The organism is Gramella sp. KN1008 (assembly GCF_004332155.1).
Lineage (GTDB): Bacteria > Bacteroidota > Bacteroidia > Flavobacteriales > Flavobacteriaceae > Christiangramia.
In genome coordinates, this window is sequence record NZ_SJDV01000002.1 from 108,136 (window position 1) to 131,270 (window position 23,135).

General features: G+C 40.1%; 24 protein-coding genes and 1 riboswitch. Of the genes, 10 read left to right on the top strand and 14 right to left on the bottom strand.

Annotated features, from left to right (window positions below; genetic code table 11):
- Positions 1-149: 149 nt before the first annotated feature.
- A complete protein-coding gene (locus EZJ28_RS03680; RefSeq protein ID WP_131395065.1) occupies positions 150-548 on the top strand; it encodes a DUF423 domain-containing protein in 399 nt (132 codons plus the stop codon).
- Positions 549-557: 9 nt separating this feature from the next.
- Here EZJ28_RS03680 and EZJ28_RS03685 read toward each other — a convergent pair whose 3' ends face one another.
- The 8 genes from EZJ28_RS03685 to EZJ28_RS03720 form a co-directional block, all read right to left on the bottom strand.
- Positions 558-1,508, bottom strand: coding sequence for a bile acid:sodium symporter family protein (locus tag EZJ28_RS03685; protein ID WP_131395067.1), 951 nt, complete (start codon positions 1,506-1,508; stop codon positions 558-560).
- Positions 1,505-2,056, bottom strand: a complete 552-nt coding sequence (locus EZJ28_RS03690) for an acyl-CoA thioesterase (RefSeq protein ID WP_131395069.1) — start codon at positions 2,054-2,056, stop codon at positions 1,505-1,507. The genes EZJ28_RS03685 and EZJ28_RS03690 overlap by 4 nt, the downstream gene beginning before the upstream one ends.
- A 2-nt stretch (positions 2,057-2,058) precedes the next feature.
- Positions 2,059-2,424, bottom strand: a complete 366-nt coding sequence (locus tag EZJ28_RS03695) for a 6-phosphogluconate dehydrogenase (protein ID WP_131395071.1) — start codon at positions 2,422-2,424, stop codon at positions 2,059-2,061.
- A 2-nt stretch (positions 2,425-2,426) separates the two neighbouring features.
- Positions 2,427-3,563: a serine hydrolase gene (locus EZJ28_RS03700; RefSeq protein ID WP_131395073.1), complete on the bottom strand. Its 1,137-nt coding sequence runs from the start codon at positions 3,561-3,563 to the stop codon at positions 2,427-2,429.
- The gene (gene rmuC, locus EZJ28_RS03705; RefSeq protein ID WP_131395074.1) at positions 3,560-4,987 is read right to left on the bottom strand and encodes a DNA recombination protein RmuC; all 1,428 of its coding nucleotides are present in this window, start codon (positions 4,985-4,987) and stop codon (positions 3,560-3,562) included. The genes EZJ28_RS03700 and rmuC overlap by 4 nt, the downstream gene beginning before the upstream one ends.
- Before the next feature lie 109 nt (positions 4,988-5,096).
- Positions 5,097-5,888 (bottom strand): ABC transporter ATP-binding protein, encoded by a 792-nt coding sequence (locus tag EZJ28_RS03710; protein ID WP_131395076.1) that lies wholly within the window; start codon positions 5,886-5,888, stop codon positions 5,097-5,099.
- Positions 5,889-6,920, bottom strand: a complete 1,032-nt coding sequence (locus EZJ28_RS03715) for an iron ABC transporter permease (protein ID WP_131395078.1) — start codon at positions 6,918-6,920, stop codon at positions 5,889-5,891. It lies immediately after the preceding gene.
- On the bottom strand, positions 6,920-8,053 hold the full coding sequence (locus EZJ28_RS03720; protein WP_131395080.1) for an ABC transporter substrate-binding protein: 1,134 nt from the start codon (positions 8,051-8,053) through the stop codon (positions 6,920-6,922). The genes EZJ28_RS03715 and EZJ28_RS03720 overlap by 1 nt, the downstream gene beginning before the upstream one ends.
- A 70-nt stretch (positions 8,054-8,123) precedes the next feature.
- Positions 8,124-8,437, top strand: a riboswitch (cobalamin riboswitch).
- 32 nt (positions 8,438-8,469) lie between these two features.
- On the opposite strand from EZJ28_RS03720, the gene EZJ28_RS03725 reads away from it, so the two are divergent.
- Together EZJ28_RS03725 and EZJ28_RS03730 are read left to right on the top strand one after the other, a co-directional pair.
- On the top strand, positions 8,470-10,299 hold the full coding sequence (locus tag EZJ28_RS03725) for a TonB-dependent receptor (RefSeq protein ID WP_131395082.1): 1,830 nt from the start codon (positions 8,470-8,472) through the stop codon (positions 10,297-10,299).
- 2 nt (positions 10,300-10,301) lie between these two features.
- The gene (locus EZJ28_RS03730; RefSeq protein WP_131395084.1) at positions 10,302-11,366 is read left to right on the top strand and encodes a YncE family protein; all 1,065 of its coding nucleotides are present in this window, start codon (positions 10,302-10,304) and stop codon (positions 11,364-11,366) included.
- A gap of 51 nt (positions 11,367-11,417) precedes the next feature.
- On the opposite strand, the gene EZJ28_RS03735 is transcribed toward EZJ28_RS03730, so the two are convergent.
- A complete protein-coding gene (locus tag EZJ28_RS03735; RefSeq protein WP_131395086.1) occupies positions 11,418-12,959 on the bottom strand; it encodes a S41 family peptidase in 1,542 nt (513 codons plus the stop codon).
- Between the two features lie 133 nt (positions 12,960-13,092).
- Between EZJ28_RS03735 and EZJ28_RS03740 the strand changes: the two genes are divergently transcribed.
- From EZJ28_RS03740 to EZJ28_RS03755, 4 genes are read left to right on the top strand one after another with little or no spacing between them, the layout of a single operon-like run.
- Entirely contained in the window at positions 13,093-13,602 is a 510-nt protein-coding gene (locus EZJ28_RS03740) for an RNA polymerase sigma factor (protein ID WP_131395088.1), read from the top strand.
- Complete coding sequence (locus tag EZJ28_RS03745) at positions 13,589-14,044, top strand: hypothetical protein (RefSeq protein ID WP_131395090.1); 456 nt, start codon at positions 13,589-13,591, stop codon at positions 14,042-14,044. The genes EZJ28_RS03740 and EZJ28_RS03745 overlap by 14 nt, the downstream gene beginning before the upstream one ends.
- Before the next feature lie 11 nt (positions 14,045-14,055).
- Positions 14,056-14,580, top strand: coding sequence for a DUF4252 domain-containing protein (locus EZJ28_RS03750; RefSeq protein ID WP_131395092.1), 525 nt, complete (start codon positions 14,056-14,058; stop codon positions 14,578-14,580).
- Between the two features lie 3 nt (positions 14,581-14,583).
- Complete coding sequence (locus tag EZJ28_RS03755) at positions 14,584-15,213, top strand: DUF4252 domain-containing protein (RefSeq protein WP_131395094.1); 630 nt, start codon at positions 14,584-14,586, stop codon at positions 15,211-15,213.
- 47 nt (positions 15,214-15,260) lie between these two features.
- Here the strand turns inward: EZJ28_RS03755 and purB are convergent, their stop codons facing one another.
- Together purB and EZJ28_RS03765 are read right to left on the bottom strand one after the other, a co-directional pair.
- Positions 15,261-16,598: an adenylosuccinate lyase gene (purB, locus tag EZJ28_RS03760; RefSeq protein ID WP_131395096.1), complete on the bottom strand. Its 1,338-nt coding sequence runs from the start codon at positions 16,596-16,598 to the stop codon at positions 15,261-15,263.
- 132 nt (positions 16,599-16,730) lie between these two features.
- Positions 16,731-17,423, bottom strand: coding sequence for an NAD-dependent deacylase (locus EZJ28_RS03765; RefSeq protein ID WP_131395098.1), 693 nt, complete (start codon positions 17,421-17,423; stop codon positions 16,731-16,733).
- A 178-nt stretch (positions 17,424-17,601) separates the two neighbouring features.
- Here EZJ28_RS03765 and EZJ28_RS03770 point away from each other — a divergent pair, with 178 nt between their 5' ends.
- The 3 genes from EZJ28_RS03770 to EZJ28_RS03780 all read left to right on the top strand — a co-directional run bounded on the left by EZJ28_RS03770 (position 17,602) and on the right by EZJ28_RS03780 (position 19,716).
- Positions 17,602-18,432, top strand: coding sequence for a CHRD domain-containing protein (locus EZJ28_RS03770; RefSeq protein WP_131395100.1), 831 nt, complete (start codon positions 17,602-17,604; stop codon positions 18,430-18,432).
- A gap of 62 nt (positions 18,433-18,494) precedes the next feature.
- Positions 18,495-19,148, top strand: a complete 654-nt coding sequence (locus EZJ28_RS03775; protein WP_131395102.1) for an RNA methyltransferase — start codon at positions 18,495-18,497, stop codon at positions 19,146-19,148.
- A gap of 37 nt (positions 19,149-19,185) precedes the next feature.
- The gene (locus EZJ28_RS03780) at positions 19,186-19,716 is read left to right on the top strand and encodes an SRPBCC family protein (RefSeq protein WP_131395104.1); all 531 of its coding nucleotides are present in this window, start codon (positions 19,186-19,188) and stop codon (positions 19,714-19,716) included.
- On the opposite strand, the gene EZJ28_RS03785 is transcribed toward EZJ28_RS03780, so the two are convergent.
- The 3 genes from EZJ28_RS03785 to EZJ28_RS03795 form a co-directional block, all read right to left on the bottom strand.
- Positions 19,717-20,469 (bottom strand): carboxypeptidase-like regulatory domain-containing protein, encoded by a 753-nt coding sequence (locus EZJ28_RS03785; protein ID WP_131395106.1) that lies wholly within the window; start codon positions 20,467-20,469, stop codon positions 19,717-19,719.
- 81 nt (positions 20,470-20,550) lie between these two features.
- Positions 20,551-22,326 carry a DEAD/DEAH box helicase gene (locus tag EZJ28_RS03790; protein WP_131395108.1) on the bottom strand — a complete coding sequence of 592 codons (1,776 nt, stop codon included), beginning with the start codon at positions 22,324-22,326 and terminating at the stop codon, positions 20,551-20,553.
- A 234-nt stretch (positions 22,327-22,560) separates the two neighbouring features.
- Complete coding sequence (locus tag EZJ28_RS03795; RefSeq protein WP_131395110.1) at positions 22,561-23,133, bottom strand: non-canonical purine NTP diphosphatase; 573 nt, start codon at positions 23,131-23,133, stop codon at positions 22,561-22,563.
- Positions 23,134-23,135: the final 2 nt, after the last annotated feature.

The following is a 23,135-nucleotide window of genomic DNA, read 5'->3' on the forward strand; positions in this document are numbered from 1 at the left end:
ATGTTAGCAGGGGTTAAAATTGTCACGTCGAGTTGAGCCGGGACCTTTTTAAACTATTGACTCTCCTCAATGTGACTGGAATCTGTTTGAGATTTTAAATTGGCATTATACATTTTTACTTTATAATAAATTAAAATACGTGTTAACTTATGAAGGAAATGATATTGATTTTTGGCGGTATATTAGGAACCCTTTCAGTTATCTTAGGCGCCTTTGGTGCTCATGCGTTAAGAAGGTCGTTTAATGATGATCAATTGAGAAGCTTTGAGGTAGGGGTTAGGTATCAGATGTATCATTCAGTCATGTTAATTATTTCCGGAATTGTCTTTCCTTTTACTGAAACTGGCCAGGTGCTCACGGCATGGTGCTTTATCATAGGGATAATTCTGTTTTCCTTCAGTATCTACGCCCTTACTTATAGCGATTCAAGAGGAAAGAAATTAAAACTCCTCGGCCCGATCACCCCGGTGGGAGGATTATTTCTGATAATTGGCTGGATACTTTTTACTTTTAATATTGCAGAAATCGCTCTTTACCTGCAACCCTGATCGCTTAGTTCACGTCATTTCCCTTTTCCTGTATTTTTCGGCGAACCAGGCCACAAGTATTAATTGTGCGGAATGGTAGAGCATAATAGGCAGTAGTAATAATCCTGAGCTTGCCGTATTTCCAAAGATCACCCTTACCATTACTGAGCCGTGAACAAGGGATTTTTTGGTTCCGCAGAACTGGGCGGCGATCTTATCTTCAGTATTCAATCCGATCATATTGCTGAATAAGGCAAGACCTAAGAATACCAGGAAAAATAATGCCAGGACGATAGCAGCCATTTTGATTAGTTCGTCTACAGCTACAGTGCTGAAAAGCTCTGAGGTGAAGGAATTACTGAAGCTTGAGTAGATGATCAGGATTATGGTTGTTTTGTCGAACAGACTCAATTGTTTACTATATTTCCTGGCCATATTCCCGAAATATCGCTGAAGAAACAATCCAATTGCCAGTGGCAGGATAATTTGCAGAAATAACTTCTGAAACACTTCAAGAAAATCGAAGTCAGTGGTCTTTTCCAGCATAAAACCTATCCATAATGGTGTTGCCACGATTCCTATTAATCCGGATAGGCTGGCATTAAATATGGCTGCCGGTAAATTTCCTTTTGCCAGTGCTACCATAACTACCGAGGATGAAACAGTGGAAGGGAGTGTTCCCAGGAAAAAAAGAGCGATCCATAGGTCAGATCTCAGCCCATCTTCAAAGAGGGGCAGACAGGCCAGGCATACCAAGGGGAAAATTATAAAGGTGGTAAGGTGTATGATGATATGTACCCGGTAATTTAACAAACCGGCTTTGAATTCGGCGGGTGCCAGTTTCAGGCCGTAAAAGAAAAAAATAAGTCCAATCCCAATATCGGTAATGGTCTTAAGAGGGAGTAACATGGTGCCTTCCGGATAAAAATATGCGATCCCGATAGCGATAAAGATGGCTAGTATAAATCCGTGGGACCTCAAGCTTCTTTTTCTAATTTTACTTTATGATCTTCCAGGAGATGGAAGTATTTATCTGAAGAAAAATCGGTTTCCAGGAATTCCTGGACCCTTTTCTTTTTCATATTCTTCTTTTTGATGCTTTTGGCAAAGCGTCTTATTTCATTGTCGTTTTTAAGAATAAGTCCCGGCACTTCAATGGATTTTCCTTCTTTGTCCTTTGCGACCATAGTGAAATAAGAAGAATTGCAGTGTTTTTTATCCCCTGTCTGAATATTCTCCGCTTCCACTCGAATGCCTATCACCATAGAGCTGCGACCTACATAATTTACTGAGGCCTTCATGGTAACCAGTTCACCTATTTCAATAGGTCTTAGAAAATCAACGGTATCAACACTGGCGGTTACGCAATAGGCGCCGGAATGCTTGGAAGCGCAGGCGAAAGCGATCTGGTCAAGTAATGAGAGAATATAACCTCCATGGATCTTCCCGTTAAAATTAGAATGGGAGGGAAGCATAAGTTCCGAAATTACAACATGACTCTCTTCTACGGTCTTAAAATCTTTCTGCATAGTTATTTTCTAAAATGGGGACTCTCGCTCTTTTCCACCTCGGTTATAAAGTATTTGGTATCACCCCAGAAGAAGAAGGTGTCAAAACGCTCAATATAAGTGAGCTTTACATAATTACCTTCGTATTCCTGTAGCTTCTTTATCACATCATCGTCTTTATCAAGGACGGAAAACTGGAATATCTGAGCCCCGCTTATTCCCTGGCTTATCTCGCCTTCCCAGGTTTTTGAAATAACACCCTTTCGGCTGAACTTGATAAGTTCACCGCTTCTGGTGCCTTCGCTGTACGGAACGAAGTAGATGAAGGCGTAGTACAGAAGCCATAGGATCAAAACGCCACCCAGTATGTAAGCTAAGGTCTTTTTCATCTTTAGAGGTTCTTATAAACTAAATTGAGGAAATCTTCCAGTCTGGAAGGTTCGAGCCATCGGATCACTATTACTATTTTATTTTTCTGGTCCACAACGATAAAATTTCCGCCAAAGCCTGCAGCATAGAAGATGTGTTCATCGATATTTTCCATATGGCGGTCCCCTTCGGAATTCAGCCACCACATATAGCCATAATTTGGATTTGTACTGGAGGCCTGCATAGCTTCAGATATCAGATCTTCTGGGATCAGTTCTTTTTTACCCCATTTTCCGTTATTCATAAAAAGAAGTCCGAACCTGGCCATATCTTCGGTATTTATGAACATTCCGCCGCCGGAATGCCCTCCGCCGCTTACCGACTGCATTTTTAGTCCGTCTATGGTGGTCCATGAATTTTCGTACCCAAACCATCTCCAGCTTTGTGAGGCATCGATAGGATCCATGATATTCTCTTTCAAAACTTTTGGTAGTGGCTTTCTGAAAACATTCAGTAAAGAGTAGGCGAGTACGTTTACACGCACATCATTGTATTTGAAGTGAGTACCTGGTTCATGCAGTTCTCTGGATCGCCATTGATCTATGTTCTGATCCTGGGGCGGTCTGTCGGCCCAGTCGAATCCGCCCCATAGCTGCCCGCTCCAGTCTGAATTTTGCTGAAGCAGGTGCGTCCAGGTGATCTTGGAATTATGCTCTCCTTCAAAAGTGTTGTCCCATACATAATTGATCACCGGCTCATTGAATTCGGTAATAAGACCTTTATCCCTGGCAAGAAGAGCTGTAGTAGAAAGGAAACTTTTGGTCACACTAAAGGTCATATCCACTCTTCTGGTGTCTCCCCATTTCGCGACCAGATATCCATCTTTTAGTATCATTCCCGCCGGGCCGCCTCTTCTCTTGGTAGGCCCCAGGATTTTGTGATAAGGTTCATGTTGAAAACCTTTTAGAATTGCCTGTCGCAGGTCTTTTGATCCGGAGTATTCGTTATTTTTGGCGAATTCGACTGCCTCAGAGAAATCAAGCTGATATTCTGAAGTTGATTTTTCCTGCCATTCTCCGGCAGGAGGGAAGTAGATATCCTGGGCATGGAGCTGAAAGAAATAAAAATTCAGCGCTACTAATAATATAATTTTTCTCATCTAAGGTTCAATGTCGGGTTTTCAGATTCTTCTTCCTCTTCATCTTCAACTTCAGCGCGGTTCAGTAGTTTTTGATCCATCTGTTTGCTTGCTTTTGCGCCCAGCTTTTTTAGTTTTTCAACCCTTCTAATAAGGTTTCCTTTGCCGGTAAGCTTCTTCATAGCACCTTCATAGGAGTTCTGAACGGTACCAATCTGTCTTCCTAGTTTAAGTAGCTCATCGGTAAGGTTAGTAAACGAGTCATACAAGGCTCCGGCCTGGGTTGCGATCTGTATCGCATTCTGTTTCTGCTTCTCGTTCTGCCACATGCTGTCTATGGTCTTTAAAACAGCCAGCAGGGTAGTTGGTGTTACAATAATGATGTTTTTCTCGAAAGCATCGCTGTAAAGTGCAGGGTATTCATTGGACGCGATCGCGAAGGCAGCCTCTATAGGAATGAAAAGCAATACGAAATCGGGACTTTCCATCTGGTAGAGCGAATGGTAGTTCTTATTGCTAAGCTCATTCACACGGTTTCTAACAGAAATAAGGTGGTTTTTTAAATGGCTCGATTTCTCATCTTCTTCTGCCTCGTTAATATAGCGTTCGTAGGCATTCAGAGAGACTTTGGAGTCTACCACCATTTTCTTTTCGCCCGGGAGATGGATAATCACATCAGGCATCACTCTTTTGCCTTCCTCGGTATTGAAACTTTGCTGAACAAAATATTCACTGTCTTTCTGAAGTCCACTTCTTTCTAGAACTCTTTCCAGAACCATCTCACCCCAGTTTCCCTGCATTTTGGTGTCGCCTTTCAGAGCTTTGGTGAGGTTGGTAGCATCTTCACTAATTTTCAGGCTTTGCTCATTAAGGAATTTCAGTTTCTCACCTAATTCAGCATGTCTTTTTACAGATTCGGAATCGCTTTTATTTACTTTTTCTTCAAATTCCTTGATCTTCTTCTGAAGCGGATCCAAAATATTTTCAATATTCTGCTTATTGAGAGTGGTGAACTTCTCCGATTTCTGATCAAGTATTTTATTCGCAAGATTCTCAAATTCCTTGGTGAATTTCTCCTGAAGTTTTTCTACCTCCGCTTTTTGCTCTTCATTTCTTTCCTGAAGATTATTGAATTCTGAGATTTTCCTGGTTAGTTGCAGGCTGATATTTTCCTTCTCTTTTCTTATTTCTTCCCTTTCTCTCTCAATTTTTTCTATATCTGTATGAGCTTCGTTCTTAAGCTGCTGGATCTCGGACTTATGATTTTCTAAATCATTATTAATCTGATTCTTAAGCTCTTCTATCTGAAGAGATAGTTGAGAGTTTCTTTCTTCCAGTCTTCCGGTCTCGTTTTTGGATTTCAGCCCTGAAATAAGCTTTCCTATATAGATTCCTATCCCTAAGGCAACAAGGAAAATTAAAGCAATGAGAAGATATTCATTCATGAAATTCGAGGTTTTCCCAAAGATACTTATTTAAGAATTTTATAGAAGGGAGTCGGTAAAAATTTATAAACCGAACCGATTCTAAAATTGAATAGTGCAGAAATGAAGCTTATTTGATTTTAAAACTTGAAGAGGCTTTATCAAAATGAATAAGATGACTGGGGAAAAGATCATTAAAAGCTTCAGAATTGATGAGATCCAGAGGTTTTCCAAAAAGAGCTTTTTTATCCTTCAGAATAAGTAGCTTGTCGCATAGCTGTAATGCCAGGTTGATCTCGTGAGAAGCAAACAGAATGGCTTTGTTGGTCTCACGACTAAGTTGTTGTAATAATTTTAACACATAAGCTTTGTGATAAAGGTCCAGGTGAGTGGTGGGTTCATCTAAAATTATAAGTGAGGTGTCCTGAGCCAGGGCCCGGGCGATTAACACTTTCTGAAACTGCCCGTCACTTAGTTCATGGCATTTTTTGTTCTTTATATCTTCAATATTTACCAGCCTGATGGCGTGCATCACCTTTTTAAGGTCCTTTTTGTTCAGTCTTCCTATCCAGTTGGTATATGGTTGCCTGCCAAGAGCCACCAGTTCCAGTACGCTAAGATTTTTTGAGATCAGCTGTTCTGTGAGTACCAGACTGATGTTCTTCGAAAGCTCGGAAGCATCGGTTTTTGACAAATCACTTTCAGATATAAACACCTTTCCTCTAAGTATTTGCTGTATCCCACTTAAAGTTCTTAATAAAGTGGATTTTCCTGCGCCATTGACCCCAATTACCGCTACAAGCTCACCTTCTTTTATTTCAATATCGATTCCTGAAACGATGATATGGGTGTCATTTTTCTTTCGGTAACCTATGCTCAGGTTATCGGTTTTCAAAACGATATTTGAAGATTCGGTACTCACTTAAAAATTAAATTTTCTTTTCCTTACCAGAAGCCATATTACTACGGGAGCTCCAATCAGCGAAGTTATCGCATTTATGGGTAAACTGAATTCACTTCCCGGAAGTTGTGCGATGATATCACAGATAAGCATTAAGATCGCACCACCAAATATCACAGCCGGAACCAGAGTTACGTGGTTGGCTGATGGGATTACCTGTCTTACCAAATGGGGAACGGCCAGACCAACAAAGGCAATAGGCCCGGCAAAAGCCGTGATACTCCCAGCCAGTAAACTGGTTGCAATGATGATCATAAAACGGTTCCTTTTGATATTCGTTCCTAGGCTTCGTGCGTATTGTTCCCCCAGCAACAGGGAATTCAGATTCTTTATGCTGCCAATACTGATCAAAATTCCGATAATCCAGAACAAACCAAGGATAATAACTTCATTCCAGCTGAGGTTTCCAAGGCTTCCGTAAGACCAGAAAACATATTGCTGCAGCTGCGATGCAGGACTGAAGTATGCCAGAACGCTAACTATAGCAGCTGTAAGACTCGCAAACATCAATCCTATGATAAGTATTGCCATCGTATCTCTTAAGCGGATAGAAGCCAGGATAACGGCGAATAGAACCAGTAAACTTCCCAGACTTGAAGCTATCACCAGGCTCCATTTGGATAATAGGATAGCAGCGAAGGAGGCTCCAAATATTGATGCTCCCATAAAAACGAGAGCGACTCCCAGACTTGCTCCACTGCTTAATCCAAGCACATAAGGGCCTGCCAGCGGATTTCTGAAAAGGGTTTGCATTAAAAGTCCGCTAACCGCTAAACCAGATCCGGTTATGATCGCTGTAATTGCTTTCGGTAGCCGGTAATTAAGAATGATATATCGCCAGGTATCCTTATCAACCTCAAATCCCAGCAGGGCAGAGGTGACATCGGCAACCGGGATATTTACCGAACCTAAACTGATATTGAACAGTCCGGTGAGAATTACGGCCAGAAACAATATGATAAGCGCGAAAGTATATTTTCTCTGACTCAGCATTATTTAAGCGGTTTGTAGAATACCGGTTTGTGATCATTTAAAAGGTCTGGGTGAAATATTGAAATAAGGTCTTTCAAAATAAGATCCGGCCTTTGCGGACCAAGCTCATAAAATGTGATTCCGCCCGTTTCGCCGCTTGAAAGACTTACACTGTATACGTTCTTATCCCTTACAGCTTTAAACCTTTTATAATGTTCAGATTCATTGTAAAGTTGCTCGTAAGAGATGAATTGACCAGAACTCACCCAGTATTTGGCGTCTTCAGCTTTTTCCAGCACACTTTCAAAGGCAAGAGATAAACTTCCGTCCCCTTCGGTGTCTGAATAGAGGTAATCGGCATTCGCATCTTTTATAAACTGTGCCTGCCATGAATTTCCATAAGGCATATACCATTTGTCGTTGTACATGGATCCTGCAATCACCGTTGGCTTTTCTTCACTGGTTGCTGCCAGTTCCTTTGCACTCAGGTATTCATTTTTTATTTCCCTGAATATTTCCCCGGCTTTTTTTTCCTTTCCGAATAAAGCCCCAAAGAATTTTATCCATTCAGCCTTTCCTAAAGGCGTTGATTCGGTCCAGTCTCCATTATAAATAACGGGAATCCCGGTTTTCTGAATGGTCTCAAAACTTTTATTCGATGCATTTATAGCGAAGCCAATAACCGCATCTGGCGAGAGGTCTATAAGGACTTCGGTGTTTATATTTTCATTCTGGCCCAGTTCCGAAATTTCTCCATTATTAATAAGCTTCCGGGTTCTTTCTGAAGAGATATAATTAAGGCCGGGAAAACCTACTAACCTCTCTTCTTCATTTAAAGCTTCCAGAGCAGGAATATGCGTTGTAGATGTAACCACGATGTTTTTCACGGGAACTTCAACTTTTTGATCATATTTCAGCTTTTCCGGAATTTCAGCATTCTTTTCAGAAAGAAGGTATATGAAGGGATCCTCTGCTTCCGGCCAGGGAGTGTTCACCTTCAAAATGCTGTAATTTTCGAATTTGATGATACTAAATCCTTTTGCATCTTCAATTTCAACTTTCTCGCCTTTCTCAACTTGTGGCGATTCAGTCTTTTTTGAATTTTGGCAGGAAACGAATCCCAGAATAAGAAATATGATAACTATTCTTTTCAAAACCGGTTGTTTGGAGTTCAAAAGTAAGATTATTTAACTTTTTGATCTTACTGCTAAACATATTTGTTTATTTTCGCATTGAAATTTTGGTTCAGCGCCGATTTATTTCTGCGTGGATTAAAAGGGAATCAGGGGAAGTACGATTTAGGAATTTGGAAGTACGAATTTTTCAAATAACTGAATCGCCTTATAAGAAAATTGGAATTTGTAATTCTAATTTCTTAATTCTACTTCATAAGCCTGAGCTGTTCCCGCAACTGTACGCTTTGTCCGCCCGTGGCGGATGGCTGCAATAATTCTTCAAACCACTGTCTGCCTCCGGTAGATGGGAAGGTGAATTGCAGTACGCAAGCCAGGAGACCTGCCTGAATTTCAAACTAGTATCGAGTGACTTTCGGGATAAAGGTCGGCAGATTATGAACAGAAACTTATACCATCTTATTTTCATCCTCTTTTGTTGCTGCTATAGTGCGGTGGCCCAGACTGATTCCATTAACTGGCTTGATGAAGTTCGTTTAAGCGATGTAAAGCTGAAACAGAATTCGGAAGGTCAGTTTGTAAAAGAGCTTGGGGATTCGCTGATCCGTCAGAATGAGCCTTTGCTTACCACTTTATTAAAATTCAATTCTCCTTTCTTTTTCCGGGAAAATGGATACGGAATGGTATCCTCAGTATCGGTGCGTGGAACGGGAGCAGCACAGACAGCTTTGGTTTGGAACGGGATCAATATCAATTCCCAGTTTACCGGACAGACCGATTTTAATACCATCAATACGCAGGTTTTTGATAATATAAGTCTAAGGCCGGGTGGTGGGAGTGTGGTTTATGGAAGCGGAGCCATTGGCGGCACCATTCATCTGAATAATGATTTTAGTTTTGAAGAAGAGCGGGAGAATTATCTGCAACTGGGTTATGGTAGTTTTGACACTTATCAGGCCAATTATAATGGCAGTTTTTCCAATGAAAAGACCAGTTTGAATATCGCTATTTCCGGAATCAGTTCAGAAAATGATTATAAATACCTCGGCACCGATAAGCAGAATGAAAATGGTGATTTTTACAATGTTTCCCTGAACACTTCCCTGGCCGGATGGCTGAATGATGCAAATATTCTGAAGTTCTATTCGAATTATTATCAGGGAGATCGTGGTTTTTCGGGGACTCTGAATCTTCCATCCAACAGTAAATATGAAGATAGAAATTCAAGAAATCTGTTTGAATGGAAATCCTTCCTGGGAAGTTTCACAAGCAGTCTGAAGCTTGCCTGGATACGGGAAGAGTTCAAATATTATGAGAACAGGAATTCTGATAATTTCAGTTTTGGGGAGGCTGATACCGGGATCGTGAAATATGATCTGGGATACGAGGTGTCTTCTCACATCAAACTGAATTTCATTGCCGATTATACCAATATTAATGGGGGAGGTTCGGGTATAGAAAATGCAGAACGAAGAGTCGGAGGATTTTCGGGTTTGTGGAGTCATGAGTTGGGTAAATTGAATTATGAGCTAAGCCTACGGCAGGAACTAACCGATAATTACGATTCTCCTTTACTGTTTTCAGCCGGTGTCAATTTTCGGTTTTCAGAAAATTATCTTCTTCGCATTAATACATCCAGGAATTTTAGGATTCCTACTTTCAATGATCTATTCTGGCAGTCAGGAGGAAATAGGGAACTGGATCCCGAAACTTCATTACAAGGAGAGATCGGAAATGAGATCAGGTTTCAGAACTTTCAGTTCAATCTTACGGCCTATTTCATGGATATTGATGATCTTATCCGTTGGATCCCGGGTGAAGATGGTATGTGGCGCCCTTTGAATACTTCCAGTGTACATAATTACGGAATTGAATCATTCGCCAGCTGGTTTACGAATATTGGTCAGAATCCCATACGAATAAGCGGAAATTATGCATTTACCCGATCTATAAATCAGGAAAGTGACAAACAACTGATTTATACTCCGCAACATAAACTTACATTTTCTGCGGGTTATGAAATTGGAGATCTGTCTTTTTCTTTACAATCTCTTTATAACGGAAGTATCTATACCTCCTCAGACAACAAGTACGAGCTGGATTCTTATAAACTTGTCAACCTGGGAGCAGGATATGCGATCACCAAAACGCCCGAAACAAGACTGGAATTTCGGGTAAATAACCTTTTTAATGAAAAATACCAAAGTCTGCCTTCCCGTATTATGCCCGGAAGGTCCTTTAATACATCACTAACTATCAAATTTTAACTATGAATTATAAGCACTTATTACTATCCTTTGTTTTCCTTTTTAATTCCTGTGAAAAGGATACCGATTGTTGCCCAATGCTCGAAGAAAAAGCCGAATTCCAGTCTGGTATCCTTATCCTGAATGAAGGAAATTATGGACGTGGCAATGCTTCCGTTAGCTTTATTGACAGTGATATGGAAGAAATGCAGAGCAGTATCTTTTTTAATATTAACGGCCGTGATCTTGGAGATACTGCCCAGAATATCAAAATGCATGAAGAATTTGCAATAATAGTTGTGAATGCGTCCAACAAGTTAGAGATCGTAAATCGATATACTTTTGAAAGCATCGCCACGATAGATGTTGAACTTATGAATCCGCGCTATGCAGAAGTGGTAAACGATAAGATTTACGTTAGCAACTGGGGTGACGGGATGGATCCTGATGATGATTTTGTGGCTGTTTTTGAGCTTTCAGATTTTTCATTTCTAAAGTCGATTTCCGTGGCTGAAGGTCCGGAAAAAGTTCTGGCTGCTAATGATAAAGTATTTGTGGCCCATAAAGGAGGTTTTTCTTATAACAATATAGTTTCTGTTATTAATACTCCGAATAATGAAGTTGAGACTGAAATAGAGGTGGGGGATCTTCCCAATTCAATGGTACTGGAAGGAAATGACCTCTGGGTTTTATCAGGTGGTAAACCGTCATATGCAGAAACAGAGACAGCGGGGAAACTTTCCAGGATCGATATTACTAATAATCAGGTTACGGAGGAATTTGATTTTCAGGACAGGAGCCTTCATCCCGATAATCTGAACCTGGAAGGAAATAATGCTTACCTAACCATTGGAAAAACGCTATTTAGCTATGATATGAATACGAAGCAGCCAACTTCTGAATTTAAACTTGAAGAGCCGGCATTTTTATACGGTTTTGGGATCCATAACGGGAAAGTATATGTAGCATCGCCAAATGCTGATTTCACCGGAGATGGTACACTTTATATTTATGATCTGGTGAATGGTAATTTATCCGATCAGTTTTCTGTAGGTGTGAATCCCAATGGCATTTATTTCAATGATTAATTAATAATAAACCCCCACAAAAGCGGGGGTTTATTTGTATTCAGTTCAGGATTATTCTTTTCCAAAGTTTACTCCCGGTTTTTTATCTTTAAGTAAGGGGAGGTCGTCTACATACATTCTTTGATAAACTGGATCGTTAGAGTTGCCGTCATAAGGTAATTCAGAAAGTATTCCTTTTTTCTCGAATGCCTGCTGTAGCCTTGTATTGCTTTGAATATCATTAAGGGCCAGAGCAAGAAGAGGCTCCGATGGATCGCCTAATACACCATAAGTACTAACATACTCCTGCTGTTCAATATCCGGGATCAAACCATCAGGGTAAGCTTCTCCATCTTTATTGGTAGAAGTATATATCAATGGCTGAATTGCATACTTATGATCGGGGTTTACATTTTCTTTAGTCCAGTAAGGTACGTCACCATCATACAATGTAACCGAAGCCTGTACTTTACCAACTGTCTTGGTGCCAACATGTATTACGTCTATATGGGACGCCAGTCCATTTATCACAAGTTCACTGGCAGAAGCCGATGATGCGGTAGCAATAATATATACCTTATCCAGGTTAAGACTATTTATAGGCATAGGAGTGTGATCTTCATGTCCCGGATCTGATTCATCTCCGTCAAAAATCATATCATCAAACTTATCCAGGAGTGCCTCCGGATTCTGACTCTCATACGCTGCCTGCCAATCACTATTCCATTGCTGCCGAATAAGTACTTCACCTTTAAACTGTCCAGTAATCATACTGGCCAGATCTACTGCTGACGTTACTCTTCCACCAGGGTTATATCTTAAATCTAAAACTAGCTCAGTTACACCATCAGCTTTAAACTGTCCAAATGCATCATTCAGCTCCTTATCAAAATCGTGAGTAAATCTATTGTACATTAGGTAACCAACATTTATTCCATCAAGATCTATAGTTTTAGCAACCAGGATAGGATTCTCGGTTAAGGTTACTTTGGTCAGTGTGACAGTTTCATTTGTACTTACAACCCCATTTTCCTGGATTTCTCCATAGGTTAGATTCAGGGTTTCATTTGACAATAATTGATTAATATTACTGGAAGTGAATTTTGTTCCATCTACTTCAGTAAAAACCATACCTCTTTTTATTTCTTTTGCATCGGCTGGGGAACCAGGAACAACATATCTAACGGCAATGAACCAGTTGTTACAGGTTTCGCAAACCGGTCCTGCCCCTATATTCATTCCAGTAGTGGTACGGATGCCTGAAAAACTATTTTCAAGAGCTTCATAATCATCAACCATAAAACTGAATTCATCTACATCTCCATACTTATAAACTAAGCCATCATAAAAAAGATCTTCTGGATTGTTCCAGTCTTCTAAATAAGAATTTAATTCTGCTTGTGTAGTGAAATAATCATCTTGAAGAACCTCTACATTGTCTTTATAGAGATAAATAAAGTTCATCCCCTTCCAGATAAAATCTTTGATTTCCAATTCCAGATTATCCTTAGGTTCTTCTCCGGTTACCGGGCTGTCATCTACATCATCCTTGGAACATGAGACCAATATTCCTCCGGTTAGAATGAACAGTAGTAAATATTTATATACTTTCATAAGTTAAAAATGGGTTATAACAATTTTTTTTCTAAAAATAGCTACAATCTTATAATTTAAAAATTAATTGTAACAAAACTGTTTATGACTCGTCGTAAAGTTGAGAAGGTTTCATAAACCAACCAAAAACCATATGAAAGAACGCACCTTCCTGAATATTATAGATCCTGTTAAGGATAAGATGTATCGCCTGGCGCTAAGGTTACTTACGTCTAAAGAAGCGGCCGAAGACGCCACTCAGGAGGTTATTCTTAAACTATGGAGCCGTAAGGAAAGAATCAAGCATTATGCCAATGTAGAGGCATTTGCTATGACGGTAACCAAGAACTACTGTCTGGACCAGTTAAAATCCAAACAGAATAGCCATTTACGGATAGTTCATCAGAATTATCAAAGTCATGCGACATCGCTACAAACCAAAGTGGAATTGAGTGACGAAATGGACTGGTTGCAAAAGATCGTTGAAACCCTGCCTGAGCAGCAGAAGATGATCTTTCAATTAAGAGATATTGAACAATATGACTATGATGAGATTGCAGAGATCACGGAAATGAACCAGACGGCTATCCGTGTGGCTCTCTCCAGAGCGAGAAAAGCAATCAGAGAAAACTTAATAAAGAAACACAATTATGGAATTAGCTAAAATTGAAAAACTGCTGGAGCGCTATGAAGATGGTAAGACTTCACTGGCTGAGGAAAATTTACTCAGAGAGTATTTCCTAAATGAGAATGTGCCGGAGCATTTAAGATCCTATCAGCTTATTTTCATGTTTTCAGCAAACCAGAAAAAAGAGACAATGCAAAGCAATCCCGGGATCAAATCACATAAAAACCGTAGAAAATGGTATTCCTGGACCTCTATCGCCGCCATTCTCATCGTCGCCTTAGGTGTGTTTTTCTTTAATGATTCGTCACGAATGCTTAATGATAATGATTTAGGAACAATAAGTGATGAAGAACTGGCGCTGGAAAAGACAAAAGAGACCTTAAATATGGTTTCCCAGCTGATGAATGAAGGAACTGCAAACCTTGCGTACCTTAAAGAATTTAATAAGACTACAAACAAAATTTTAAAAACTGATTAATACTAGAAACTATGAAAAGAATAATAATTATATTTCTTATAGGTTTTTCACCTGTGATGAACTTCGCGCAAAATTTTGCTAAATACGAAGAATTATCTGGCGTGGATATGTTCACGGTATCTCCACAGGCCTTTAAAATGGCCAATAAAATAGAACTGGGGGATGATCCTGAATCTTTAGCATATAAAAAATTGATCGATGGGTTGGAACAGATAGAGATCTATAAGACCAGCAAACCCGAAATTAGAAAAATGATGTCTAACGATGTTAACTCCTATCTTGGCAAAAAACCTTTTAGTGAATTGATGAGTGTAAAAGAATCGGGAAACACCATTAAATTCTATTTTGTTGCAGGGAGCACTGACAATTACGTGAAGGAATTACTGATGTTCTTGGAGGGTGAAGAGGACGGTGAACCTATATCTTTAATCTTTAATATTAAAGGAAATATCAATCTTTCGCAATTGTACAAATTAGCCGAGGACCTTAAAGTTCCCGGTGCCGAAGAATTAAAAAAAGCCAATAAAAAATCATAAGCCATGAAAACTATTAAACTTTTACTTGTATTTATCCTTGTGGCTGTGTTTTCATCCTGTGATGACGGAAAATCGCTTCAGAAATATTATGTGGAAAACCAGGAGGATACAGATTTTCTGGCTCTTGATGTCCCGCCAAGTATGTTCGCAAATCTTGAAGCCCTTGATGAAGAGCAGAGAACTACTATGGAAAGTATCAAGAAGGTTAACGTACTTGCTTTAAGGGCAGATCAGCATCCAGAAAAATTCCAAGAGGAAAAGGCCAGACTGGATGAGATTTTTCAGGACGAAAGATACCAGTTATTGATGAAGTATGGCGGAGGTAACCGGAAGGCTGAAATGTATTTTACAGGTGAAGATGATGCTATAGACGAACTCATTGTGTATGGATATGACGATGAGAAAGGCCTTGGACTCGCACGGGTACTAGGGGAGAATATGAACCCCGAGAAGATCATTAAACTGATGAAGTCTCTGGATAAGGATGATATTAATATGGAAGGGATTAAAGGACTTGGCGGGATCCTTGAAGATGAAATTGATAAAAAGGAAGACTCCGTAAAAATGGAGGTGAAAAGTGAAACAGGAGTTGATACTGTTTCTACTGAAAAAGATGCTACTATTAAAGAGTAGATTTAATTAGTTGAAAGTAAAAAGCCCCTTTTAGGGGCTTTTTTAATTTATATCCCTGTATAATTCTGAGGAGTTATTTCATGTAGTTCCTTCTTGATATTGTCTGAGACATCAAGCTGATCTATAAATTCTGAAATACTTTTTTCTGTAATCCTTTCATTTGTTCTGGTGAGCCCTTTCAAGGCTTCATAAGGATTTTTATATCCCTCTCTTCTAAGAATGGTCTGAATGGCTTCTGCAGCTACAGCCCAGTTGTTCTCAAGATCCTCGTTCAGTTTGGCCTCATTCAGTAATAGCTTGTTTAATCCTTTGAGGGTGGATTTGAAAGCGATGATCGTATGTCCAATAGGAACACCAACATTCCTTAACACCGTACTATCTGTTAGATCTCTCTGAAGACGGCTTACAGGAAGTTTTGATGCCAGATGTTCAAATATGGCATTTGCTATTCCCAGATTCCCTTCACTGTTCTCAAAATCAATTGGATTGACCTTGTGAGGCATGGCTGAAGAACCGATCTCACCTTTTTTGATCTTCTGCTTGAAATAATCCATTGAAATATAGGTCCAGATATCCCTGTCCAGATCTATAAAGATGTTATTGATACGCTTAAGGGCATCGAAAAGAGCAGCCATATGATCGTAGTGCTCAATCTGGGTGGTAGGGAAGGAGTGATGTAATCCCAATTTATTCTCCACGAAATTCTGCCCGAATTGCCTCCAGTCAGTTTCAGGGTAGGCAACCTTGTGAGCATTATAATTTCCGGTTGCTCCGCCAAATTTAGCGGCATGCGGAATTTCTTCCAGTAATTTGATCTGTTCTTTAATTCTTACTACAAATACGTCGATCTCTTTCCCCAGGCGGGTAGGGGACGCCGGCTGGCCATGTGTTCGGGCGAGTAATGGAATATCCTTCCACTGAGAAACCATTTCTTCCAGTTTCGCCAGGATTTCATTTAATGCGGGTAGATATACATCGATGATCGCATCTTTAAGGCTTAATGGAATAGCTGTATTGTTAATGTCCTGGGAGGTGAGTCCGAAATGAATGAACTCCTTTGAAGTTTCCATTCCAAGTTTGCCAAATTCCTCCTTCAGGTAATATTCAACAGCCTTTACATCGTGATTAGTTACCTTTTCGATCTTCTTTACTGCCTGCGCGTCAAGAGACGTAAAGTTTTCATACAGCTCCCTGATCTTGGAAAAGTTTTCAGGATCAACATCTTTCAGCTGAGGTAAACCCTGCTCATACAAAGCAATGAAATATTCAACCTCTACTTTGATCCGGTATTTTATTAGTGCTTCTTCACTGAAGTAGGCCGAAAGTTTTCTGGTTTTGGACCTGTAGCGTCCGTCTATGGGTGATACTGCCGATAGGGATGTCATGTTCTATTTTTAAAAATTAAAACAGTAAAGATACCGCTTCAAAATTTACTATAAAACTCCTCCTGCATTTTCATGATGTACTTGCTTTTGATAGGCTGAAAATATGAGCAGTACCGTTCCTCTTTCCGATTCTCAGACCTTGTTATTTCTGTTCAGGAGTCTTTCTACAATTTCTGGAACCCCTTCTACTGCCTTCTTTTCAATAATTTCAAGATTGCCGCTTTCGGTGATGTTTGGTCTGGGGTCAATAAAATAGATGGGAATACTGGGAGGAGCAAAATCTACGAGACCCGCAGCGGGATATACCTGCATTGAAGTTCCTATTACCATGAGTATATCAGCTTTTTTGGTTATTTCGGCAGCCCGCTGGAACATAGGTACAGCCTCCCCGAACCAAACCACATGTGGACGTAACTGGGAATTATGTTCGCAAAAATCACCTATGCAGATATCTTTTCGCCAGTCCATCACAAGGTCCTCATCGAAAGTGCTTCGGGCCTTTAATAACTCTCCATGCAGATGGGTAACGTTTTTACTTCCGGCCCTTTCATGCAGATCGTCTATATTCTGAGTGATTATTTGAACATCAAATCTTTCTTCCAGTTTTACCAGAGCCTTATGAGCATCATTGGGTTTAACTTTAAGCAATTGCCTGCGTCGCTGATTGTAAAAATCCAGCACCAGTTCTTTGTTTTTTGCCCATCCCATAGGGGAGGCTACTTCCATAACATCATAACCCTCCCATAATCCATCGGCATCCCTAAAGGTCCTTATTCCACTTTCGGCGCTTATACCGGCTCCTGTTAACACGCAGATCCTTTCCATATTATTTTAAAGCTTGGACAAAAGTTAATTAAAATAAGATAAACGGTTTTATTTTGATATAAATGGTAACGTGAAGTTAAAGTTAGCCGAAATACAAGGATTTTAGCAAAATTTTCACGCAACAAAAGCAGGGAATTGCCAACTTAGAAAGGAACTTTAATTATGAAATATTATGAAAATGAAGAGAGTATTCTTAATGCTGTTGAGTATTGCAACCCTGGTTGCATGTAGTGATGACGACGATGGAACTACCCCACCATTCGAAGGAGATTCAGAGGTGTATGAACTTAATGCCATAGGTGATTCAGGAGTGTCGGGAGATGCAACTATCACAGAGAATGAGGATGGTTCGTTCGTAGTAGAGCTTGATCTCAATGGTACTTCAGAAGGAAATATGCACCCTGCCCATATCCATTTTAATTCTGCCGCAGAAGGTGGAGGAATCGCAATTAGCCTGGAACCTGTAGATGGAGCTACCGGAATGAGCACCACTACCATTAGTAAAATGGATGATGGGACCTCTATTACCTATGACGAAGTAGTGAATTTTGATGGATATATCAATGTTCACCTAAGTGCTGATGCTCTTCAAACCATAGTAGCCCAGGGAGATATTGGGGAGAATGTGCTCACCGGTGAATCTGTGACCTATGATCTTAATACCAAAGATGTTGAAGGAATAAGTGGTACAGCTACTTTCGAAGAAAGAATAAGCGGAGAAACCCTTATCACTCTGAACATTGAAGGGACTCCCGAAGATGGTTCTCACCCGGCCCACATACATATGGGATCTGTAGCTGATGCACCGGGAGCTATTGCCATTAGTCTAAATTCGGTGGATGGAGCTACCGGTATGAGTATGACGGCCATTTCAGAAACTGATGCGGAAGCAGCGATTACCTATGATGAGCTTATAGTATATGATGGTTATATTAATGTGCACCTAAGTGCTGACCAATTGGATGTTATTGTTGCCCAGGGAGACATAGGAGCAAATGCCGGCAGCTAATCCAGTAATAATTTAATTTTAAAACCCGGCCGTACGCCGGGTTTTTATATTTTTACACTCCTATGATCAATGAGAAACTACTACATTATCTTCAGGATTATCTAACACCAAGAAGAAAAGCACTTTTCGAAAAAGTACTTACAGAGCGTACCAATCATATTACGCTCGTTTGCCAGGATGTCTATCAACTTCATAATACCAGTGCTGTAGTAAGAAGTTGTGATGTCTTCGGTATCCAGAATCTCCATGTTATAGAAGAGAAATTTCCGCGAAGAATTGATAAGGAGATTGCTATGGGTGCTCAAAAATGGGTAGACATTAATCGGTATAATTCAGCCAGGGAATGTATAAGTAGTTTAAGGGAAAAAGGGTACAGGATCGTAGCCACGAGTCCACATCATGATTCCCATTTGCTGGATGATTTTGATATCAGTTCCCCTGCAGCTATTTTCTTTGGAACGGAAAAAGAAGGTCTATCAGATGAGGTACTGGAACAGGCAGACGCTACCGTAAAAATCCCAATGGTTGGTTTTACTGAAAGCCTGAATATTTCGGTCGCGGCAGCCATAACCCTGCATGTACTTACTCAAAAGCTTAAAAAGTCTGATGTAGACTGGCGTTTGAGTGAAGAGGAAAAGGTCCAGATAAGGATGGACTGGACCCGGAAAACTATAAAAAATTCCGATCAGATCATTGAACGCTTTTTGAATCAGTAATAATTTGTAACTTTTTACCGCCCATAATGCCAACCAAATGACATTATTCTTTTATCTGATTATAGCCGTAATAACCTTCTTTGCCTTCTTGCATGCATGGGCGAGGAAAGATTATGACGTGAGCCGTACCGTAGTGATCAATAAGCCAAGGGAAGAGGTTTATAACTTTGTAAGACAGTTAAAAAAACAGCCTTTATGGAACCCCTGGTTTTCCAGAGATCCTGAAGCCGTTATGAAATATAAGGGGGAAGATGGAAAGGTAGGTGCAAGTTTTTATTGGAAAGGGAATAAAAAGGTAGGCGAGGGCATACAGAGAATAGTAAAAGCCAGACAAGGACGAATCTTTGAAACCAAGATCCTTTTTATTAAACCTGTAAAGGTAAATGCGCTTACTTACATTGGAGTAAAGGAACTGGAGCCGGAAAAGACCAAAATGGTGTGGGGCGTGAGGGGTCATCTGGCATTTCCCCTAACCATAATCAGCCTGTTTCATTCTCCCGAAAAAGAACTGGGGAAAAATTTTGAGAAAGGCCTTAAGAATCTAAAAAAGATACTGGAAGAGCGTTGATCAGTTTTTCTGAAGTACTTTATACTCTTCATAACAGCTGCTAATCGCATCAAGTATCTGCAGATCGTTGGCTGACCTCATAAAATCTTCTGAATAATTACAATTATTAAGGATCTCATCAATCTCTGCACGGTTAACCTGAAGCAACGCCATTAAGGTTTCACGGTCAAATTTGTTCCTTAAAAGCTCCCTGATATTCTGATCCTGTTTCATCTGGCGAAGCTTTTTCATCTGGCGTGGCCTGTTCCCGAATATGTTATAAACCAGATCGGCAGGGTTTGATAAGGAACTAAGTGCTTTTGTAACCGCGCTTGGAGAGGAATCTCCTCCTTCGTAACCCGTATTAAGACCCGAAATACTGTATCGCCTGTTATCATAGATAGGAATATTCTTGGCATCGATCTCCAGATAACCCGTAAGGTTCATAGAGTTAACCGTTACTTCTTCCAGCGCGAAACCAAGTTCGGTCATTTTAACCTTCACGTTTCCATACTTCAGCCAGTCGTTCGTAACTCTTACTCGTATAGATCTAAATCCCAGATATGAAAAGTACAATGTATCATTTACGGTAGCCTGGAGTCGAAATTCGCCGTTTTCGTCAGTCACCGCACCTTTAACCTGGTTGAGGTTTACAATATGAACATTCTCAATGGGCTTATCGTTTGCGGCATTCATAACAGTTCCTGAGACCACATCCTGAGCCGATAGATATCCCGAAAAGAGAAGAAAAAATATTAAAAAGGTCTTTTTCATAACAACTGGGCCTAAAAATATAAAATCCTCATAAAAACAATGCCAAACTTATGGATTTAAGTTTGGCATTTATTTATTTGATTAAGCTTTTGCTCTTCTTCTTTTTATAGAATTTTCAATATTCTTATTCCTGCTGCCTTTTCTGCCTTTCTTCTCCCTTTTCTCAGAACCTTTTCTTTTCCCGAAATTGCCCTTGTCATTATAGCTTTTAGGACTACCGTCTCTTCTTCCTTTACGCTTTCCGCGCTTTCCTTTTTTGTCTGAACTCTGGTCCTTGGTAATCTCTACATTCACGAACCTTCCCTGGTGTTGAAATTCTGTAAAGGTTGCCAGAACGAGTTCTGAATGTGTCTCATCTGTATTAAAGAAGGAGAAGCTTCCTTTTACATCTACCTTAAAGACATCGTCCCTTCCAAGATTAAGTGTTTCCTTAAGGAAGTCTTTGAGGCTTTGCCAGTCAAAACCGTCTTTGGAGCCAACATTGATGAAATATCTTGTATTACCTTCAGAAACCTCCGGTCTTCCTCCTGCAGCCTCAGAACTTAGATCTGGAGCTTTTTTATAATAATTATTAAAGCGCGTGAATTCTACCGAAAAGAACTTCTTAATGAGTTCTTCTTTTGAAAATCCTTCAAGTACCTCATTGATGGCTGGTAAATAAGGATCTATATCGTGGTTGATCTCCGTTTTTCGGATATCGTTCGCCAGGTGGAAAAGCTGAATCTTGCAGATTTCCATACCGTCAGGTATTTCCTTTTCCTCGAATTTCTGCTGGATTATCTTTTCTATGGTTCTGATCTTTCTAACTTCACTTTTAGAGATGATAACCATGGATACCCCATTTTTACCGGCCCTACCAGTTCTACCACTTCGGTGAGTATAGGTTTCAATCTCATCTGGCAGCTGATAGTTGATAACATGTGTGATGTCATCAACGTCTATACCTCTTGCAGCAACATCTGTCGCGACCAGCATCTGGATCTGGCGGGTTCTAAAACTTTTCATTACCAGATCGCGCTGATTCTGGCTAAGGTCCCCGTGAAGTGCAGCGGCATTATAGCCGTCTTCGATAAGCTTTTCAGCGACTTTTTGGGTATCTCTTTTTGTTCGGCAAAAAATGACCGAGAAGATATCTGGATTAGCATCTGAAAGCCTTTTTAAAGCTTCATAACGATTACGATGGTTAACCAGGTAATATTCGTGAGAAACGTTCTCAGCACCAGTATTCTTTGAGCCTACGGTTATTTCTACAGGATTGTTCATGAATTTTGAAGCGATTTTAGCCACTTCTTTCGGCATGGTAGCAGAGAACAACCAGGTCTTCTTTTCTTTGGGAGTATGAGACAGAATACTTTTGATGTCTTCATAGAACCCCATGTTAAGCATTTCATCTGCTTCGTCGAGTACACAGTAGTCTATAGAAGAAATATTCGCAAGGTTTCTTCTTATCATATCCTGCATCCTTCCGGGAGTAGCAACGATGATCTGTGCGCCTCTCTGAATGGATCTGGCCTGTTCTGTAATGCTGGCACCACCATATACGGCAACAACGTTTACAGATCTTTTGTACTTTGAGTAGTTTTTAAGCTCATTAGTGATTTGCAAACACAATTCACGGGTTGGTGAAAGTATTAATGCCTGTGTTTTTTTTGAATCAGGATCTATTTTCTGAATAAGTGGAAAACCAAAAGCAGCGGTTTTTCCGGTTCCTGTCTGCGCAAGCGCTACAAGATCGGTTTCCTGCTCTAATAAGATTGGTATTGATTTCTCCTGGACTTCACTTGGAGTTTCAAAGCCCATGTCGTTAATGGCCTGCAACACGTCTGTGTCCAGTCCAAGTTTTTGGAATGCGTTCATTCGTTTTTATGTAAGTATTCGATTATGATATGTAAGTGTTACATAAGAAGCGAATCGACATACTTAAACCTAAACTTCCAGCAACACATCCTCACCCTGAGGAATTTTTCAAGCGGCAAATGTACACTTTTATTTCTGGTTTCGAACTTTTTGATGATTTTTTAAATTAAAAACCTGAAATTCAAATTATTAATATACACTTGTCGTTGAGGGGATCTAGCTTACACCTCTTGTTTACTGGGATAAATATTCAACCAGTGCTCTAAAGGCTCTAGCCCGGTGACTTATTTTGGATTTTTCTTCCAGATTCATTTCAGCAAATGTCTTATCGTAACCTTTTGGTAAAAATACAGGATCATAACCAAAACCGTTGTTACCTCGCTTTTCATTGATAATACTACCCTCACAAATCCCTGTAAAAAGATTCTCATGCCCATTCAGCTTTAATGCGATCACAGTTTTAAAGCGGGCGGTCCTGTCATTGCGCTCTTCCAGCTGATTAAGCAATTTGCTGATATTGGCTTCATCATTCTTCTCATCTCCGGCATACCTGGCTGAATATACCCCGGGAGCGCCGGCCAGGGACTCCACCTCAAGGCCTGTGTCATCGGCAAAACAGTCATATCCGTAATGATTTCTAACATATTCGGCCTTAATGATTGCGTTTTCATCAATCGTGTCGCCGGTCTCTTCTATATCCTCTTTACAGCCTATATCATCAAGCGACAGTAGTTCTATATGCTCCGGAAGCAGGCTTCTTATCTCGATAAACTTGTTCTTATTATGGGTAGCTAAAACTAATTTCATAG